Genomic DNA, 17364 nt, shown 5'->3' with positions numbered 1-17364 from the left:
TTATCGTTGCCTACTTGGGTCTGATCTCGAACCAGACCCTTTCGCCGTTAGTGTAATCACTCCAGGACTGACCCCTGAAGTGCCCGGGCCTATCTGGAATCTCTTCCAGCCAGACATCGCCCTCTCCTCTTGGGTTTCGGTATTCAAAGGTGCCGTAGTACTTGCCGTCCTCGATGCACCTTTTGAGCTTCGCTTCTCCACGCTTCCCCCTGCTGTCGGGATACCAGATGTCGTACGACAGCTGGTATTCGTCGTAGTAGAGGTTTCGTAGAGTGGTGACGCTCTGTTTTCCTCGCAGTTCTCCGACAGAGAGCCACTCTTGTGGTTGAGACGGTTGGGTTGCCGTCGATCTGTGTCTGCCATTGTCGGTCGACGTCGTGCTTGATAGCCAGTCCAAGCTGGAGAGGACACCAAGCACTGTAATGCCGACAATGGCTAACGCCGGCAGCCAACCCCAGCGGCGGAACGTGATGATTAGCGGGAAGAACAGGAGGATTGCCAGATTTGGAATCCAGAACAACTCAACCCCGCTTCTTCGCCACCCGCTCCAGCTATCCGGCCAGTAGATTTGTGCGAGGAAGTGGACGCCGATCATGATGACAAGCGTCACAAGTCCGGTTGCGAAGAACCGGAAGAGCGTGGTTGAACCTACGTCGTATTTTAGGACCCGTCTGCAGGTGTTTTCGAAAACACCTGCACGACGTGTTCCGTCTTCTGACCTCACTTTCTTTTTGAAGAGTTTGGAGAGCCACCAGAATGCGAAGAAGACCACAAGGGCGATGATGGTTGTTGTGATCCACCACAGGACTTTCCTGTGTTCTGACTCGAGTTCTTCAGTTGCGACTTGGATTTTTACTACGTACAGCATCACAATCCAAGTTGTTGTGTGGATATCTAGGAAGTACCAAACAAGGTAGATTGGTAGGGCTATCATAGTTGCGATCATTGCCCACTTGATTGCCGATTTCCCCTGTCGTTGTGTTATTAACACCGCAACAAAGATGATGAGAGTAAATAAAACTGCCAAGCCAACGACAGCCCACACACTGAAGGCTGTTTCTCGATCGGGTCTCTCGTGGAAGAGTTGGAAGAATATGGCCATTGAAACAAATAATGCTGGCCCAAAGAAGACAATATAGACAGCAATCTTACCAATCAGAACTTTTCTGTTCAGGCGTTTGGGATCCGACTTCCTTTTCCTTCCTTTTCCTTTGCTCCGATCGCCCTGTTTTCCAGGATGTTTCCAGTTTACGAATCTTTCCATCCCGACTATGAGCATCGAGATGAAAAACAAAACTCCGAGAACCGCAAGGGTGATGTTCATCTCGCACTCCTTTCTTCTTGCACATGTTTCGACGATTCTACTTTGCCTACACTGACAAAGTGGATGTTTTTGGCAACGAACTTTCCGTTATAAATGTTATCATGTTTTACTTGTTAAGTCAATAAAAAGAAACGCCCCGACGCGAGTGCGTCGGGGCGAGAAGCGATGCGTGAAGTGAGGATTCAGGTTCCCGTCCCACCGCCGGTTGCCGGCGGGGTGGGTGGAGACGAGGGGGGAAGAGCTACGTTAATAGCGCCTTTCTGGACAACCGTAGTTACCTTGGAGTCCGGTCCAGTCAGGAGTCGAGTTTCTACAGCTTCTCTTCCGCCATACTGTTCTGTTGCCCGCAACACCAACCTAGCCTCCTCCTCTCGTGCCTTCGCGATGATCTTGATACCTTGTGCCTCCTGTTCTGACTTGAAGGGGAGTATGTAGATGTCGTTGTCGGTATTTCGAGCGAATTCAGCAGAGAAGATTTCTATAGCGTCAATCTGGATTCCGAATCTAATCCTTACATCTGTAATGATGTCCTGAAGTTCGCGTAAGAGCGCCTCGGCAAGTAGGGGTTGCGGTCCACTGCCGTAGACTTCTTTAAGCCCCCTTCGGCCAACCAACTCTCTCAACCTAGTTTGCACTCTGTTGGAGACAGATTCAAACCAGTGCTCAATACGATGCATGGTCTTGAAGGGGTTTCTGCTGCAGATTTGCAGGAGTACTACAAGGTTTATTTGCACACCCTCATCGACAATTGCTGGTCGAAGGATGACAGGATAGACATCTCTCTTGACAAACACTACTTCGTAGCTCGACATTTCCTTGGGCACGACAACCCTGTCGTGGGTAGGATTTCCTTGCTCATCCTTTCGGTATTCGACAGATGCCCAAGCAAAGCGGGGCATCTGATAGACTCTGTGAGAGATTCCGGGCAGGATTCCCACCCAGCGAAGACCACCGACCAATTTGCCTATAAAGGGTAAACTAGAGAGAAGAATGAGTTGACCTCTGCGAATTTCTAGGTTTTCTGATAGACGGATGACATCCCAGGGCCCTGGCTCCCCGACAGCTTCCCTCTTGAGCCAGTCTCTGCTCAACGATTCTTGCTGTCTTTTCGGTTGGGAACTGAATGTTGAATTCTCTTCTGTCAGTCTTTCCTTGGCCCACCTAAGTTCGTCAGGTGTAAAGTCAATTTCCTCTTCTCTAGAGAAGACCTGCCACCTGAAAGCGTAACCAGTGAATGACATGATAGCTCTGTCAAACTTTCCGTTGACTGTTATTGTTTTTGCTTCTCCCTCGTTGACGACTGTGAAGAACTGCAGGTACGGGATTTGTTCGCCAATTTTGGCTAACCACCTAGCCAGAAGAATGAACCAAAGAGGGAGTAGAAAGGTTATGATCACAAGGGTTAGCTTACCAATCAGATCCAACCACCACACGACACTTTCCATGATTCTCTCCTTTTTTCTTGCCGTTGTTATGGCAAATCTGAATCTGTGTGTATAAATTCCTCACGTCAAGGAACTACTGCTTACAATAGTATATCATGTTTTTATGAAAGTCAAATTTTTGTCTATTGACTTTTATGAACAAAGGCGCATACTCTTTATTGGATGGACATTGACGTTGTTGCATAAATCAGGCTTCTGGGCGTACCGGAAGTTTGAATCAAACTAACACAAGAAAGAGAAAAAAAGAGGGGAAAAATGAGGGATTTCACTCGGGTTTTTGGAGCGCTTGTGGCGCTCTGTGTCGCTGTTTTGGGGTATGTTAATGCCCCGGATTTTGACCAGTCGGCGAATCAGAAGGTTGCGGAGTCAGCAACCGCGTCCAAATCGGAGGACGAGAAGAAGTCCGAAGTGACGGAGGGGGAAACAGAAAGAGAGGAGAAACCGGAAGAAGATCAAGTAGAGCAGAAGTCCGAAGAAGTCAAAGCTCTGGCTGTTGAGCCGGAACCGGAAGAAGACCTGATCGCGAAGTCCGTTCAGGATCTCACGATCAGGGTCAATCAGCTGGCGTTGGAGTTCTCGCAACTCCAAGGTCAGCAGGGAAGCGTCGAGGATTCTCTCGGAGAAATTCGGGAAAATCTCTCGGCTCTCACCGGCACACTACAAGACATCAACACTAAACTTAGCGACGTCTTTGCTCTAAGCGTTGCCGGCCAAGGCGACCGGGCAGAGCAGGAGAAGCTTCGGCAAGAAATCGCCGAGGTCAACTCAGCTGTCAGTCGTCTAGAAAACCGGCTGAATGAAAAGGTGAAGCCCGAAACACTTTCTTCTCAGTCACCACCGACCCTAAATGACCGGAGGGCAAAAATGGTGGTACTTACTCACGACAACTTTCCCGAAGAAAAACTGATCTTCAAAGACGTGCCGATTCGTGAGTTTGACGAGGGCTTCATTTTTTTCGTAGAAGGTATGTGGCGGAGATGGCCTCCACCATTCAGAATCCACATCGTGTGGAGTTGAAAAGAGAATCAACAGAACAAAAGAAAGGGAGATCAGTGATGATGAAGATTGTTGTCTGTCTGTTCGGACTGATCGTGACTGTCGTCGTGAGTGGATGTTCCACTACGGTCACAGCTCATCGTCCGGTGGAGCTTTTCTCTGCCGTGGACCTGGCAGAAGCCAGGGGCATGGCCCACAACAACACCAACAACGACTCGAACCCGGACACTCTCCAAAACTACGCCGACGTCCAAGGCATGTCTCAGGGCATGTCTCAAACCACGTCTCAGATGATGATCCCAGTTGTTCGACATTGGAGTTTGTGGCATCAGACGGTGGAGAGCAATTCCCCGGCTGGTCTCCTTTCTCCGGGACTGAAGCGCTTCGACAGCCACCTTCTCAACGAACTTACAGGGGAGTCTTGGCATCTCGGCGCTTCGGACGCTAATTCTCGGAGCATCCTGGAGTCTGTCGCAATGCCGGCAGGAATTGTGGGTGGTGCATACGTGCTTCGCCCCGCGAGGACGAACGTGACACAGGAAGGAGGTGGGTCGTCTGCCACGGCCACGGGACAGGGCGGAGCAGGTGGAAATGCCGACTCCAACTCCGGTGCCACCTCCAGGTCCGGCGGTTCGTAACCTCCTGAAGCAACAACGTAACCCTAAAGGCCACGCACCTCGCGTGGCCTTCTTTTTTTTTGATATTTTATGGGCGAGAGAGGACTCGAACCTCCACGGATTACTCCACTGCGTCCTAAGCGCAGCGCGGCTACCAATTACGCCACTCGCCCAAAACTTAATTTCTAATTTCTAAACTCTAAATCATGGCTATCCGCCCAGTAGGATTTGAACCTACGACCGTTCGCTTAAGAGGCGACTGCTCTGCCAACTGAGCTATGGGCGGTCATCTAACTTCATATCTACCAAAACAGCTATGGGCGGTCATCTAACTTCATATCTACCAAGACAGCTATAGCGGTTACCTAACTTCATATCTACCAAGACAGCTATGGGCGGTCTGATGCCCGGGGCGAGACTCGAACTCGCATGCCTTACGGCGATCGATCTTAAGTCGATTGCGGCTACCAATTACGCCACCCGGGCACATGAGGTGGCGGGCGGAATCGAACCGCCGCATAAGAGTTTTGCAGACTCTTGACTTACCACTTGTCTACGCCACCACCTATCGACAGTTACTATTCTATTGAGCAAAAAGCCGATAGTCAAATTATTGTACTAGTCCAGCGCATACGAGACCCCTTTGCTGACAACGTACTAAAAATATATTGCATCAGAATATTATCAAGGAAATTCCTTGATAAGGACATAAGGATATATGATGTTGAATGTTATCAAGGAATTTTAAGGATGAATTAAATTATCAAACAATCTGTGACGGCCGTCATAGATTGTTTGATGATTTCTGAAACTAGCATGTTATCTTTTTTGAATACATTAAAAAAACTGCTAAAAAAACCTGTATGTATTTTTTTGCAAATTTACATATAAGATTAATTTAAAGTCTTATATGTATCTGAACTTATGCAATTATTGGTGACAACTCAAAAGAAATAAACGGAATAATTTTCATTTTTGTATTCTTCTTTAAATAGTCAATAAAATCTCTTTTCTGTCTCTCAATAAAATCAATTGCTGATTTTGTTTTTTCTACAGGCAAAATACTGAAAAGAATAACTGCTCTTTTTTTCTTTTCGTCAAAATTGACACCAACGACCGTCAAAAGCGATTGCGGTCCTGATTCTTTTCTAAAAAATTCAGCGGCCGCATGGTGCAAAATCTCTTCCACCTTTTCTTTTTTGTAAGGCCGCATCAGATTTTTATTGTCTGGAAGACCTTCTTATAAATTTCTAAAGTGTCACCGGCGGCTACCTCCTGTTTTGCTTCCAAAAGGGCTCCGAATTCGTTGCCGGCCTCCACTTTTCCAGATTTTTCTTTTTTCTGTTGTAATTCTTTTATCCGACCGTCTCCTAAAATATTTTCTCGGCGGATAATTCTAAATAGTCCGTCAGCCGGAATCTCTCCTTCCAGAACTTTTCCCCCGACTATTTGGCGTCCCTTTTGTTCGCCAAAGAGTTTAAGAATCTTGGCTTTACCCGTGATCTCCTCTACCTCAATTTTCGGCAAATATTGCGAGAGATCAGTTTTCAACCATTCAGTGATTTTATAAATTATTTCAAAATTTTTTATCATTATTTCGTCCCTCTCCGCCAAATTTTTTGCCGAATTGTCTATTTTTACGTTAAAGCCGATTATTGTGCCTTTTTGTTGCCCGGCGGTGGCTTTCTGCACGTCTTTTTCGGTTATTATTCCGATTCCGGAGCTTAAAATTTTAAACTCCAGATGTTCGTTTCCAAGTTTTTTCAATTCATGTTCAACCCCTTCGACACCTCCGGCGGTATCAGCTTTTATTATTACCGGAACTATTGTTTTTCTGTTTTGCTCTCTTGCACCATTCTCACTTCGGTCGGGGTTTTTTCCAATCAATTTTGATGAGATAATAAACACTTCGGCTTCCTTTTTGGTTTTAAAAGCTTTAAAAATTTCTCCGACTTTTGGCATTACATTCCAGCCAACTAATCTAATTGGATTTGAGAAACTGGCTTCCGAAATATTTTCTCCAAGAAAGCTTTCCATAATTCGGACCGGGGCTAACGCTTCGCTAGTCGCAACAAACAATCCTTTTTTTAAAGTTCCGTCTTTGATGACGAGCGTCGCCGCCACACCCTTTTTGGGATCTAAATGGCTTTCAAGAACAACGCCCTCGGCCAAGATTTCTGGATCACCCTTCAATTCTTCCATTTCAGCCATAAGCCAGAGTAAATCTAAAAGCTCGTTTATATTTTCTCCGGTTTTTGCAGAGATGGCGGCGAAAGGCACATCTCCGCCGAATCCTTCCAAAAAAATTTCGTTTTCGGCTAGATCATTTTTTGTTTTTTCTATATTTGCGTCTGGTTTATCGATTTTGTTGATGGCGACGACAAAGGGCATTTCTTCTTCGCGAATACACTTCAGTGCTTCAAGGGTTTGGGGTTTGACGCCGTCGTCTGCCGCCACAACCAATACAGCGATGTCAGCGACTTTGGCCCCTCGCGATCTTATGGCTTGAAAGGCCTCATGCCCCGGGGTGTCTAGAAAAGTAATTTTTTTGTTTGGTGCAGTTTCAACTTCGTAAGCACCCATATGTTGTGTTATTCCACCTTTTTCGTTTTCTGTAATTTTGGTTTTCCTGATGTAATCAAGAAGTGTTGATTTGCCATGATCAATATGCCCCATAACCACAACAATAGGCGAGCGCTGTTTCGTTCCTTGTTTTTTCTGTTTTTTTTCGGGCATATTCAATAGAGTTTACATTTTTTAGTGTTATTGTCCAATAACAAAAATCGGCTTGAAAAACCTAATTCGCAAAACCTGTATTTAGTTTTTAGTAGAGTCCAGAGCTTTTTTAATAGCCAATTTTTCTTCTTCGGAAAGTTCAAATTCTGCTTGTAGGTTTTTTAGTGGTTTGGCGTAAATTGAGACCCGATCTCTCAAGTATAGTCCTGACAAGACTAATCCGTCCCCATCTTCGTTCAAGAAAGCCGAAGAGAAGCTCTGATTACCACCAACACCAACCCCCTTGAAAGGATTAAATCTGATGGTTTCTATTGCCCTGACACTTTTTCTTAATTTGTTTTCTATCAGACTTAATCTCTCGATAGTTACTTTTTGTTGCTCTTCCACCCTTTTTATTCTTTTGTGGTTTTCTAGAATTACAGATTCAATATTTGCGCTCACTCCTCCGCCCAAAATTTTTTTAATTTTTCTTTCTAACCGCCAAATCCATAAAAAAAGCGAAAACACGACGACGAATGATAATGCTAGTGCCAAAATAAAGAATGTTTCGTTGTTGAGTGTTGTAAATTTTTCCATTTTTATGGAATGTATTTTATCCTTTGCCGATTTAAATGTAAAACATTAATTTATCAACAGATTTTGGATTAGGGGTTTGCAAACACTGTATATCTTTTTTTGTTTTTTGCTATAATTTAAAATATGGAAGATCTTAATAAAAACCAAATAATCTTATTGGCACTTTTAGTCAGTTTTGTTGGTTCAGTCGCAACAAGTATTATGACCTACTCTCTTTTAGTAGAAGCTCCGCCGACCGTAACTCAAACAGTAAACAGAGTCGTTGAGAGAACTGTCGAGACGATTGTGCCTCAACAGACTAGAGATGTGGTGACAAGAGAAGTGACAGTTGTTGTTCAAGAGGAGGATTTGGTTATAGAAGCTATTGCTAATAACGAACCGAGTTTGGTGAGAATCTTTAGAGTTTCTGGCGAAGAAAAAGTTTTTGTCGGTTTGGGTTTGCTTTTGGACAAAGACGGGCTTATTGCGACTGGCAAGCTTGATACCGCAGGAGGTTTGTTTTTCGAAGCGGTTTTGCCAGATGGTTCAATTTCCAAAATCAACAGCACTCTCAATACTACACACTTCTCTTTTTTTAAGACCGAGCAGGTGCCGGGAGATTCGGTAATGAAGCCGGCGGTTTTGGCCAATTCAGACAGTCTTCAGCTCGGACAAACGGTTATTTCGATGAGGGGAGAATCTAAGACTTCTGTCTCAATCGGACGGATTTTGAGTTTGTCTAGAAACGAAGAAGGTGCGGTCTCAAAATTTTCTTCAATTGAAACTGATATTTTGAACAACGAGAGTTTGAGCCCTATAGTCAATCTGAAGGGGGAAGTCGTTGGTCTAAATTCAGTAGGAGGTTCGATTTTTATTCCGATAAATGTATTGAAAGCTGAAAAAGGAAACTAACTAGATTAGATTATTAAATTTGACAAACATATTAAAAAAACTTACAATTTAGATTAAGATTTTTTTGTTTTAATCTTTTTTAAATATGCCGCCATTCAATCAATTTACAACTAAGGCCAAAGAAGCCATCAGAAAAGCTCACGAGATGGCAATTGAGCGAGGTCAAAATCATGTGAACCCGCTTCATTTGCTGGCCGCTTTAATCTTGCAGGAAGAGAGTATCGTGTTTTCAATTTTGGAGCGTTTGGAAGTGGACACCATTCTTTTGACAGATTCTATTCTGGACGCGACCGAAGCGCCGGAAGGCTCAACAACCATGGCGCCTTCTTATCAAATCTACATAACTCCGGAGCTGGCTCAAACCATAGAGTTGAGCCCAAAAATCGCTTCGGGCTTAAACGACCAATTTGTATCAACGGAACATTTGTTTATTGCCGCTTGCGAGGTGCCGTCTGTTGCTAAAGAAATATTGTCTAAGTTTAAAATAGACAAAGACAGGGTTTTGAAAGTTCTTGAGGAATTACGTCATAGCAAGATTACTGATGTTGGTCAGACTAAAAAATACAGATTCTTGCCGAAATATACTAGAAGTTTGACGAAAATGGCTTCGGAAAACAAATTAGATCCGGTGATTGGCAGAGATATTGAAATTTCAAGAATAATTCAGATTTTGTCTCGCAGGAAAAAAAACAATCCGATATTGATTGGAGAAGCCGGAGTTGGCAAGACCGCTATTGCCGAAGGTTTGGCAATAAAAATTGCAAAAGGCGACGTGCCTGAATCATTAAAAGACAAAGAGCTTGTTTCTTTGGATCTTGGGCTTTTGGTTGCCGGAACCAAATACCGCGGAGAATTTGAGGATCGGTTGAAAAAAATTCTGAAAGAAATAGAAAGTTCAAACGGTAAGATAATTCTTTTTATTGATGAAATCCATACAATTGTAGGTGCTGGCGCAGCCGAAGGATCAATTGATGCGTCAAATATGTTGAAACCTCCGCTTGCGCAAGGAGAACTTCGGGCAATTGGCGCGACCACCCTGAAAGAATATCAAAAATACATAGAGAAAGACCCGGCTTTGACCAGGCGCTTTCAACCGGTTTTTGTCAGCGAACCTTCAATCGAAGATGCTGTTACAATTCTTCGTGGTCTTAAAGAAAAGTACGAGCTATATCATGGTGTTAGGATAACTGATGACGCGATTATCTCGGCTGTCAATCTTTCAAGTCGCTATATCACTGACAGATCTTTGCCAGACAAGGCGGTTGATTTGATAGATGAAGCGGCCTCACAGTTGAAAATTTCTTTGGAAAATATGCCGCCAATTCTTGAAGAAGCACAGTCAAAAATAATGAAGCTAGAAATAGAAAGACAGGCTCTAACGAAAGAAGCCAAGTCTTCCAAAGACTCCAAAAGTAGCAAGGTCAAAGCCAGAATAAAAGAAATAGAAAAAGAAATTGCAGATTTGAAAGAAAAAACCTCTGAGATTGAGCTAAAGTGGAAAAATGAAAAAGAAACAGTTTCGGAAATGAAGTCGGTCAAGAAAGAAATTGATGATTTGAAAATTCAAGCCGAAAAAGCCGAAAGCCAAGCGGACTTAACTCTGGTGGCCGAAATTAGATACGGCAAGATACCAGCTCTAGAAAAGGAGTTGGATCAAAGAACAAAGCGTCTAAAGAAACTCCAAAGTTTCCGCCGGATTTTAAAAGAAGAAATTACTGAAACTGATATTGCCGAGGTTGTTTCTCGTTGGACTGGAGTGCCGGTTTCAAAGATGCTTGAAGCGGAAGCTGAAAAATTGAATAGGATGGAAGATTGGTTGAAAAATCGTATTATCGGTCAAGATGAAGCGGTAAAGAGAATCACCGATACCGTCAAACGCTCTCGCGCCGGTATTGCTGATCCGGAAAGACCAATTGGTTCTTTTATCTTTTTAGGTCCGACTGGAGTTGGTAAAACTGAATTGACCAAAGCCCTCGCTGAGTTTATGTTTGACAATGAAAAAGCTTTGATTCGAGTTGATATGTCGGAATATATGGAAAAACATTCTGTTTCAAAAATTATCGGCGCGCCACCGGGCTACGTTGGTTTTGAAGAAGGCGGAACTTTTACTGAAAAAATAAGACACAGGCCTTACTCCGTTGTCTTATTTGATGAAATTGAAAAAGCTCATCCGGAAGTTTTTAATATCATGCTTCAGATTTTAGACAACGGACGACTGACCGATGCCAAAGGTCGGACAATTAATTTTAGAAATACCGTTATTGTTCTGACTTCTAACGTCGGCGCTCAATATATTGATCGGATGCAAAAAATTGGCTTTGGCGGTGAGAAAGATGGATTTGGAAATTATCAAGAAATGAAAGAAAAAGTATTGGAAAGCTTGAAAGATCATTTCAAGCCGGAATTTTTGAATCGTCTGGACGATATTATTGTCTTTGACACTTTAAGCAAAGAAGCTATAAAGCAAATTGCACAAATTCAAGTTGGGGAGATTGCGAAACGCCTTGAACAGAAAGAGATTAAACTTGAAGTAACCCCGGCGGCGATTGAATATTTGGCAGAAATCGGCTTTGACCCACAGTACGGCGCTCGGCCGATGAGGCGCTTGATCCAGAACAAGATTCTTTCTCCTGTCGCTTCACTAATTATTTCCAAAGGTTTGGTTAGGGGTGGGTTTGTGGTGGTTGATGTCTTGAACAAGGAATTTAAGTTTGACATCAAAAAAGGCCGAAAGGGGAGTTTGGTAGAAAAAAGCCCGTTTATGGATGAGGCGCTAACAAAGAGCTAAAGCTAAGAAATTAAAATTTAATTGTCTTTTCTCTGAACTTATAGTATTTTTTTAGTGTTCTTTGTTCTTTTTGCGTCGGTGGCGGAGTGGTCAATCGCAACAGACTGTAAATCTGTCGCCCTTAGGGCTACGTAGGTTCGAATCCTACCCGGCGCACCAGAATGGAAAAGTCAAGTTTGCCTCGGCCGCATTCGCGGCCTCGGCTATTAAATCGTACGGCTCTTTGGGCACGAAATTTAAAACGCGGTTCTCGGTTGAAAAAAGAAATTTTTTGAATTCATCTTAACGGCCCAAGAGGGCTGTTTTTGTTTATCTGCTCGACCTTGACATAGAAAATGTTTTATGCTAAGCTTATTTTGGTTCATAGATGAGTCATGGTGACTCATCGCCAGCACATTCCAAACGATAGGAGGTATGCCATGCGCAACCGAAACAATCTGGCCTTGGGCCTGGCCGCCATCGCGCTCGTCGTCGCGGTGGGTGCCATGATCTACACGGCGGTCATCGACGAGCGGGGCGAGCATCTCGTGACCTGGAATCTCTATCACGGAGAGCTCCAGTCGGAGAACATCGCCTACAACGTGGAGATCGACGAAGCCGATCATGGCTACGGTTTCCGTCGACTGGTTCATCTGAGGCTTGTCGACAGTCCGAGCTACGTCGGGATCACAGGGCACGACTACGACAACGATGGCAAGTGGGATCGCGTGTTCTACTGCGGCAATCACGAACTGGTCGGCCGGCACCCAGAGTACTCGGAGTTCGGGTGTAACTCGGTCATTCGCACCGCAAGTGGCTGGAAGTTCGAGCCTTGCCCGGCCGACGAAGGAGTGGTACAGCCGTTCAGCGATCGCGCGATCAGTTTCGCCATCGCCGAGCTCGACCTCGCCATGAGTCGTCTGCACAACGAGGACAACCTCAGCCAACGCTGGGAGTGGAACTCGGAGCAGAAGAAGGTTGTCAAGATCTTCGACAGGCGTGGCTGAAACGGACGTTCCTCCACAAGGTCATTGACCCGTCGTGAGCTAACAACTTGCGACGGGTCTTTTCTTTTCAGCCCATTAAAAATTTTCTATACTGAAATTGTGTTCGCTTCGCGAACTCAAAATAGTTTGCCGCAAAAGAAGCATGTGAAATTGTCAAAGTGCGCGGCGAAGCCGCTCCGATTTTTTGGTGGCCTCCCCGCCGCCTGCGGCGGCGAAATGCGTTCGAACTATCTTTAATATCGTGCACCAGAATTTGACTCGTTTTATTTTTCGGTTTTTTTATGGTACTCTCCATTTTAGAAAGGAGGAAAGAAATATGGATTATACAGAGGATCGGTCGCGGTATGACAGAGTCTTCAAACACCGAGGGAAGTTCTGCTTTATCCTCGGACTTTTTCTCGGTTTTTCCATCACAACCATTTTCTTTCTGGTTTGTTTCTTCTGAAAACCCCCGCCGAGACGCGGGGGTGCTTTGTTGTTTGTTAACCGTTTTTTTGATAAATTGGTGTTAATTATGGATAAAAGAAAAAGAGCTGGATTGAGGACTTGGATAGAAGTTGATAAAAAAGCTCTGAAAAATAACTATCAAGTTTTTCGCTCAATAGTTCCAAAAAAATGTCGCTTGATGTCTGTCGTTAAATCAAACGCTTACGGACACGGAATTATTGACTTTTCGAAAGAAATAAGTTGGCTCGGTATTGATTGGCTCGGTGTCGACTCGGTCATTGAAGCCCTTGCTTTACGGAAAGCCGGAATCAAAAAGCCGATTCTGGTTCTTGGACACACTCTACCAGAAATGTTAAAGCTGGCGATTGAAAATGATATCAGTATCACAGTCCCTTCTTTTGAAGTTTTAGATGCTTTAAAAAAAATAAAGGTAAAGAAGCCGGCAAAGCTTCATATAAAAGTTGATACTGGAATGGGACGTCAGGGGTTTTTTGTGTCTGATTTGCCAAAAATTCTCAACCAGTTAAAAGTCAATCGTCAGGCCTTAAATGTTGAGATCGAGGGTCTCTATACTCATTTTGCGGCGGCCAAAAACCCTTCATTTCCAAAATATACTTACAGTCAGCTAGAAGAATTCAAAAAGTGGGTTAATGCATTTGAAGAAGTGGGATTTAACCCAATCAAGCATGCAGCCGCCAGTTCCGGCACTTTAATTTTTCCAGATACACATTTTGATTTGGTGAGAATCGGAATCGCAATGTACGGCCTCTGGCCTTCGCCGGAAGTTGAAGCTTTTTGCAAAGATAAATTAAAATTACAGCCGGTTTTGTCTTGGAAGACTGTGGTGGGGGAGATTAAAAAATTGCCGAAGGGATCAAAAATTGGTTATGACCTAACCGAGACGCTCACAAAAGATTCTTTGGTCGCGATTTGCCCGATTGGCTACTGGCACGGTTTTCCGCGTTCGCTCTCGTCTATTGGTTGGGTTTTAGTTGGCGGCAAAAAGTGCCGAGTTTTAGGCAGGGTGTCTATGGATATGATTGCCGTCGACGTATCAGGCATTTCCCCAAACTCTAACCCCCTGCCCGCGTCAAAGCTCCGGCAGGCAGGCAAAATCCGAAACCCTAGAATAGGTGATGAGGTGGTGATTTTAGGAAGGCAAAGTGGGGAGGAAGTTTCGGCTGACGAGCTAGCTCGGCTTGCTGACACCACAAACTATGAAATAATCACTAGAATTAATCCTTTGATTAAAAGATTTTATGTCTAGTGCATAAGTTCAGATACATATAAGACTTTAATTTAAAGTCTTATATGTAAATTTGCAAAAAAATACATACAGGTTTTTTTAGCAGTTTTTTTAATGTATTCAAAAAAGATAACATGCCAGTTTCAGAAATCATCAAACAATCTATGACGGCCGTCATAGATTGTTTGATAATTTAATTCATCCTTAAAATTCCTTGATAATATTCAACATCATATATCCTTATGTCCTTATCAAGGAATTTCCTTGATAATATTCCGATGCAGTATATTTTTAGTATATTATCAGCAAAGCAGTCTCATATGTGCTGGACGGATACATCTAGTTGCTTTTTTAGACATTTTCTATTATTCTTTAGCTTTAATAAAAATTCCTAGTGCCTAAAGCCTAGAGCTTAATAAACCTAGTAACATGAGTCAAGACAGATTAATAAAACTTGCTTGCAGTAAGTGCAAAAATATTAACTACCGGTCCTCCAAGAATAAGAAATTGGTGGAGCGGAAGATTGAACTTAAAAAATATTGCAATACCTGCAGAAAAAGGCAGGTGCATAAAGAAACCAAGAAATAGGGATAGGGTATAGGGTTTAGCCAATAGCCAATAGGGGGGTGATAGAGAATTATCGCTCTTTTTGGTATTATCTATTATGTTATAATTAGTTAATATGAACTAACTAGTAGGTTCAGAGTATGAAATTAAAAGAAAGGCACAAAGCGGTGCAGTTGAGGGGAAAAGGATTTTCACTTAAAGAAATTTCGGATAACTTAAATGTTTCGAAAAGCTCTGTATCTTTATGGGTAAGGGACGTAGAATTATCTGATGAAGCGAAAGAGTTGTTAAGAAAAAAATATACAAGAGGACAAATTGCCTCCCAAGAAGTTCTTAGAGCAAAGAAAAGAGCGCGCCTGGATGAATCAAAACAAAAAGCTCTAGATATTTTAAAAGTAGTAGATCTAGACAAAGAATCAAAAAAGGTTATATGCGCTGTTATTTATTGGTGTGAAGGGGTAAAAAATGATTCATATTTTGGTTTTATCAATTCAGACCCTAATTTGATTTCTACTTTTCTAAAACTTTTAAGAGCTTCTTTCGTTTTAAACGAGAAAAAATTCAGAGTTTGTATTCATCTACATAATTATCATAGTGAAAAAACACAGAAAGCTTTCTGGTCAAGAATAACAAAGATTCCTCAAGGTCAGTTTATGAAATCCTATAAGAAAAATAATGGAGGAAAGAGGGTAAGGAAAAATTATCAAGGTTGTGCTAATATTCGATATTATGATGCTCGTCTGGCTCAAGATTTATTGGCTATAGCCAGAGAGTATATGAAAGGGTCCATCGGTTAATTGGTAAACCACGGGACTCCAAATCCCGGACTGCAGGTTCAAGTCCTGCTGGACCCGCAAAATAAAAACTATTAAATATGGATCTTTTTTCAAAAACAATTGAGTATGTGGACAAATCATTTCAGTGGAAGCAGAAACCTCATTTTGAGAGAACAGTATTTTGGCTTGAAAGATTTTTGCCGGAAGCAAACGAAGCTCATAAAATTGCTGCTTATAGTCATGATATTGAACGATCTTTTCGAGATGAAAAAACTAAAAATAATTTAAAAAATTATCTTGATAAGGAATTTTTAAGAGTCCACCAAGAGAAAGGCGCTGAGATTATGGCTAAGTTTTTGAAATCTCAAAAATCCTCTGAAGATGTTATCAAAACTGTTAGGCATTTAATAAGTAAGCATGAAGTTGGTGGCGATGAAGAACAGAATGCTCTTATGGATGCAGATTCGGTGAGCTTTTTTGAAACTAATGCTGAATTGTTTGTAAATGAAAAAGCCGCGATAGAAGGATATGAAGAGGTAAAAGAAAAATTAGACTGGATGTTTAATCGTATTAGTTCAAAAAAGCGAAAAGAAATTGCTAGAGAAAATTACGAAAAATGGTCCAAGATCCTTGAGGGTTATAGGAAATAAAAATTTTCATCGCTTGGTATGTATCATGTATCCAAAATCTAATAAAGATTTAAATAAAGAGACAGATAATGCTGTTTACTTTTTTACTCCGGCATTTCATCCGCTGGATAATTTTTCAGCACACGTAATAAATATTTGGGATAAAGAATTTTCGACCGCCGAGCATGCTTTTCAATGGAAAAAATTTTCTGAAACCGATGCTGAAATTGCCGATAAAATCTTAGAAGCAAAAAGTCCGCATCTTGTAAAAGAGATCTCTGATGCAAATAAATCAAACCAACCAAGTGACTGGCACGACAGAAAAGTTTCTGTTATGGAAGAAATATTAAAAGCCAAAGCCGAACAGCACAAAGATGTACGAGAAATATTGAAGAAAACAGGTAACAAGGAAATTATAGAAAATTCACCAGTTGATAACTTCTGGGGTATTGGTCCAGAAGGGGATGGAGAGAATATGGTTGGGAAAATTTGGATGAAAATTCGGGATGATTTTAAATAAAATTAATTTTCCTTTCTTTTTATAACCAACACATATTGCAATGCAATATGATTGTCTTCACCCATAAGCTCGATATCTTGTGGTTCAAGTCTGCATTCTATTCCTTGACTTTCAGATATATCTTTAAGTAATTCGCGCCATCTCTTTAAGGTAGTATCGAGACCCTCAAGTTCGATAGGGTTTGCCTTAGCGGGTTCCGCTATACCAGCTATTCTTATTTCCCCATTCTTTTTAAGAGAGGCAAGGGTTTTGTCAACCATACGTTTTACATCTCTGACATCTTCATCTGTCCAAACCGCGTTCATAGCGCCTACAGAAACAATGTAGTCTGCATCTTTTACTGGAAGATCGTCTCTGAAGTCACCCTGAAAGAAATGATTTTGAAATTCTTCTTCAACTGTATTTTGATCCAGGTCCTCATCAATCCCGTATGCTTCTTGAGTAATTTCTTTATCTATAAGATATTTTACAAACTCACCTTCACCAGATCCAAAATCTAATATCTTTTTTCCCCTTAATAATTCTTCATCCAAATTTAATACCTTTAAATAACGTCTGTATGATTCTTCACGAAGAACTTCCGGAGATTCTTCTGGTTCTTTAGATTCTCTATCCTTCTTCTCTTTTATCTTTCTTGTAACTAATTTTCTAAACCTTTCATCCCATTCTGCTTCCGGAAGACGAATTTGCTGCTTCAAAAAATCACCGCTTAAGGGTTCTTGTTCAGATTTATTGGGCTCGGTGTTAAATTTTGGTCCTTCAAAACTCATCATGTTTAAGTATATCAAATCAGAATTGGTGATGTCTTTATTTAAAAAAG

General features: G+C 42.2%; 16 protein-coding genes and 6 tRNA genes. 12 read left to right on the top strand and 10 right to left on the bottom strand.

The window, feature by feature from the left end; genetic code table 11:
- Positions 1–10 precede the first annotated feature (10 nt).
- Positions 11–1324: a hypothetical protein gene (locus tag QY304_01690; protein WKZ26790.1), complete on the bottom strand. Its 1314-nt coding sequence runs from the start codon at positions 1322–1324 to the stop codon at positions 11–13.
- Positions 1325–1506: 182 nt separating this feature from the next.
- Positions 1507–2769: a hypothetical protein gene (locus QY304_01685; GenBank protein ID WKZ26789.1), complete on the bottom strand. Its 1263-nt coding sequence runs from the start codon at positions 2767–2769 to the stop codon at positions 1507–1509.
- A 255-nt stretch (positions 2770–3024) separates the two neighbouring features.
- Between QY304_01685 and QY304_01680 the strand changes: the two genes are divergently transcribed.
- Positions 3025–3786 (top strand): hypothetical protein, encoded by a 762-nt coding sequence (locus tag QY304_01680; protein ID WKZ26788.1) that lies wholly within the window; start codon positions 3025–3027, stop codon positions 3784–3786.
- Positions 3787–4055: 269 nt separating this feature from the next.
- Entirely contained in the window at positions 4056–4403 is a 348-nt protein-coding gene (locus QY304_01675) for a hypothetical protein (GenBank protein WKZ26787.1), read from the top strand.
- 70 nt (positions 4404–4473) lie between these two features.
- Here QY304_01675 and QY304_01670 read toward each other — a convergent pair.
- From QY304_01670 to QY304_01640, 7 genes are all read right to left on the bottom strand, one after another.
- A tRNA-Leu gene (locus QY304_01670) sits at positions 4474–4555 on the bottom strand.
- A gap of 40 nt (positions 4556–4595) precedes the next feature.
- Positions 4596–4668 (bottom strand) — tRNA-Lys (locus tag QY304_01665).
- Between the two features lie 118 nt (positions 4669–4786).
- Positions 4787–4868: transfer RNA gene (locus tag QY304_01660), tRNA-Leu, on the bottom strand.
- Between the two features lie 5 nt (positions 4869–4873).
- Positions 4874–4945 (bottom strand) — tRNA-Cys (locus QY304_01655).
- 359 nt (positions 4946–5304) lie between these two features.
- Positions 5305–5595: a hypothetical protein gene (locus tag QY304_01650; GenBank protein WKZ26786.1), complete on the bottom strand. Its 291-nt coding sequence runs from the start codon at positions 5593–5595 to the stop codon at positions 5305–5307.
- Positions 5595–7118: a translation initiation factor IF-2 gene (gene infB, locus QY304_01645; protein WKZ26785.1), complete on the bottom strand. Its 1524-nt coding sequence runs from the start codon at positions 7116–7118 to the stop codon at positions 5595–5597. The genes QY304_01650 and infB overlap by 1 nt, the downstream gene beginning before the upstream one ends.
- A gap of 81 nt (positions 7119–7199) precedes the next feature.
- Positions 7200–7694: a DUF4446 family protein gene (locus QY304_01640; GenBank protein ID WKZ26784.1), complete on the bottom strand. Its 495-nt coding sequence runs from the start codon at positions 7692–7694 to the stop codon at positions 7200–7202.
- A 123-nt stretch (positions 7695–7817) separates the two neighbouring features.
- Between QY304_01640 and QY304_01635 the strand changes: the two genes are divergently transcribed.
- From QY304_01635 to QY304_01590, 10 genes are all read left to right on the top strand, one after another.
- Positions 7818–8585 carry a hypothetical protein gene (locus tag QY304_01635; protein WKZ26783.1) on the top strand — a complete coding sequence of 256 codons (768 nt, stop codon included), beginning with the start codon at positions 7818–7820 and terminating at the stop codon, positions 8583–8585.
- 85 nt (positions 8586–8670) lie between these two features.
- Complete coding sequence (locus QY304_01630) at positions 8671–11373, top strand: AAA family ATPase (GenBank protein WKZ26782.1); 2703 nt, start codon at positions 8671–8673, stop codon at positions 11371–11373.
- A 72-nt stretch (positions 11374–11445) separates the two neighbouring features.
- Positions 11446–11532: transfer RNA gene (locus tag QY304_01625), tRNA-Tyr, on the top strand.
- A 260-nt stretch (positions 11533–11792) separates the two neighbouring features.
- Entirely contained in the window at positions 11793–12359 is a 567-nt protein-coding gene (locus QY304_01620) for a hypothetical protein (GenBank protein WKZ26781.1), read from the top strand.
- Positions 12360–12873: 514 nt separating this feature from the next.
- Positions 12874–14073: an alanine racemase gene (alr, locus tag QY304_01615; protein ID WKZ26780.1), complete on the top strand. Its 1200-nt coding sequence runs from the start codon at positions 12874–12876 to the stop codon at positions 14071–14073.
- Positions 14074–14481: 408 nt separating this feature from the next.
- On the top strand, positions 14482–14640 hold the full coding sequence (gene rpmG, locus QY304_01610; protein WKZ26779.1) for a 50S ribosomal protein L33: 159 nt from the start codon (positions 14482–14484) through the stop codon (positions 14638–14640).
- Positions 14641–14759: 119 nt separating this feature from the next.
- Positions 14760–15416 carry a helix-turn-helix domain-containing protein gene (locus QY304_01605; GenBank protein WKZ26778.1) on the top strand — a complete coding sequence of 219 codons (657 nt, stop codon included), beginning with the start codon at positions 14760–14762 and terminating at the stop codon, positions 15414–15416.
- A tRNA-Trp gene (locus QY304_01600) sits at positions 15402–15473 on the top strand. Before QY304_01605 ends, QY304_01600 begins: the two co-directional genes overlap by 15 nt.
- Before the next feature lie 20 nt (positions 15474–15493).
- On the top strand, positions 15494–16045 hold the full coding sequence (locus QY304_01595; protein ID WKZ26777.1) for a DUF4202 family protein: 552 nt from the start codon (positions 15494–15496) through the stop codon (positions 16043–16045).
- A 25-nt stretch (positions 16046–16070) separates the two neighbouring features.
- The gene (locus tag QY304_01590; protein WKZ26776.1) at positions 16071–16544 is read left to right on the top strand and encodes an NADAR family protein; all 474 of its coding nucleotides are present in this window, start codon (positions 16071–16073) and stop codon (positions 16542–16544) included.
- 2 nt (positions 16545–16546) lie between these two features.
- On the opposite strand, the gene QY304_01585 is transcribed toward QY304_01590, so the two are convergent.
- Entirely contained in the window at positions 16547–17317 is a 771-nt protein-coding gene (locus QY304_01585) for a class I SAM-dependent methyltransferase (protein WKZ26775.1), read from the bottom strand.
- Positions 17318–17364 lie beyond the last annotated feature (47 nt).

This window comes from Candidatus Paceibacterota bacterium (assembly GCA_030583745.1).
Classification (GTDB): domain Bacteria; phylum Patescibacteriota; class Minisyncoccia; order Phycocordibacterales; family BOKC01; genus BOKC01.
This window is presented reverse-complemented; position numbering and strand designations above follow the sequence as displayed.

What these genes read in the sequence shown, in the direction of transcription:
- QY304_01650 (WKZ26786.1), bottom strand. Translation starts at nt 5,595, where the DNA reads ATGCGGCCTTACAAAAAAGAAAAGGTGGAAGAGATTTTGCACCATGCG.
- QY304_01590 (WKZ26776.1), top strand. Translation starts at nt 16,071, where the DNA reads ATGTATCCAAAATCTAATAAAGATTTAAATAAAGAGACAGATAATGCT.
- QY304_01595 (WKZ26777.1), top strand. Translation starts at nt 15,494, where the DNA reads ATGGATCTTTTTTCAAAAACAATTGAGTATGTGGACAAATCATTTCAG.
- QY304_01630 (WKZ26782.1), top strand. Translation starts at nt 8,671, where the DNA reads ATGCCGCCATTCAATCAATTTACAACTAAGGCCAAAGAAGCCATCAGA.
- QY304_01620 (WKZ26781.1), top strand. Translation starts at nt 11,793, where the DNA reads ATGCGCAACCGAAACAATCTGGCCTTGGGCCTGGCCGCCATCGCGCTC.
- alr (WKZ26780.1), top strand. Translation starts at nt 12,874, where the DNA reads ATGGATAAAAGAAAAAGAGCTGGATTGAGGACTTGGATAGAAGTTGAT.
- QY304_01690 (WKZ26790.1), bottom strand. Translation starts at nt 1,324, where the DNA reads ATGAACATCACCCTTGCGGTTCTCGGAGTTTTGTTTTTCATCTCGATG.
- QY304_01585 (WKZ26775.1), bottom strand. Translation starts at nt 17,317, where the DNA reads ATGATGAGTTTTGAAGGACCAAAATTTAACACCGAGCCCAATAAATCT.
- QY304_01675 (WKZ26787.1), top strand. Translation starts at nt 4,056, where the DNA reads ATGATGATCCCAGTTGTTCGACATTGGAGTTTGTGGCATCAGACGGTG.
- infB (WKZ26785.1), bottom strand. Translation starts at nt 7,118, where the DNA reads ATGCCCGAAAAAAAACAGAAAAAACAAGGAACGAAACAGCGCTCGCCT.
- rpmG (WKZ26779.1), top strand. Translation starts at nt 14,482, where the DNA reads ATGAGTCAAGACAGATTAATAAAACTTGCTTGCAGTAAGTGCAAAAAT.
- QY304_01640 (WKZ26784.1), bottom strand. Translation starts at nt 7,694, where the DNA reads ATGGAAAAATTTACAACACTCAACAACGAAACATTCTTTATTTTGGCA.
- QY304_01635 (WKZ26783.1), top strand. Translation starts at nt 7,818, where the DNA reads ATGGAAGATCTTAATAAAAACCAAATAATCTTATTGGCACTTTTAGTC.
- QY304_01685 (WKZ26789.1), bottom strand. Translation starts at nt 2,769, where the DNA reads ATGGAAAGTGTCGTGTGGTGGTTGGATCTGATTGGTAAGCTAACCCTT.
- QY304_01605 (WKZ26778.1), top strand. Translation starts at nt 14,760, where the DNA reads ATGAAATTAAAAGAAAGGCACAAAGCGGTGCAGTTGAGGGGAAAAGGA.
- QY304_01680 (WKZ26788.1), top strand. Translation starts at nt 3,025, where the DNA reads ATGAGGGATTTCACTCGGGTTTTTGGAGCGCTTGTGGCGCTCTGTGTC.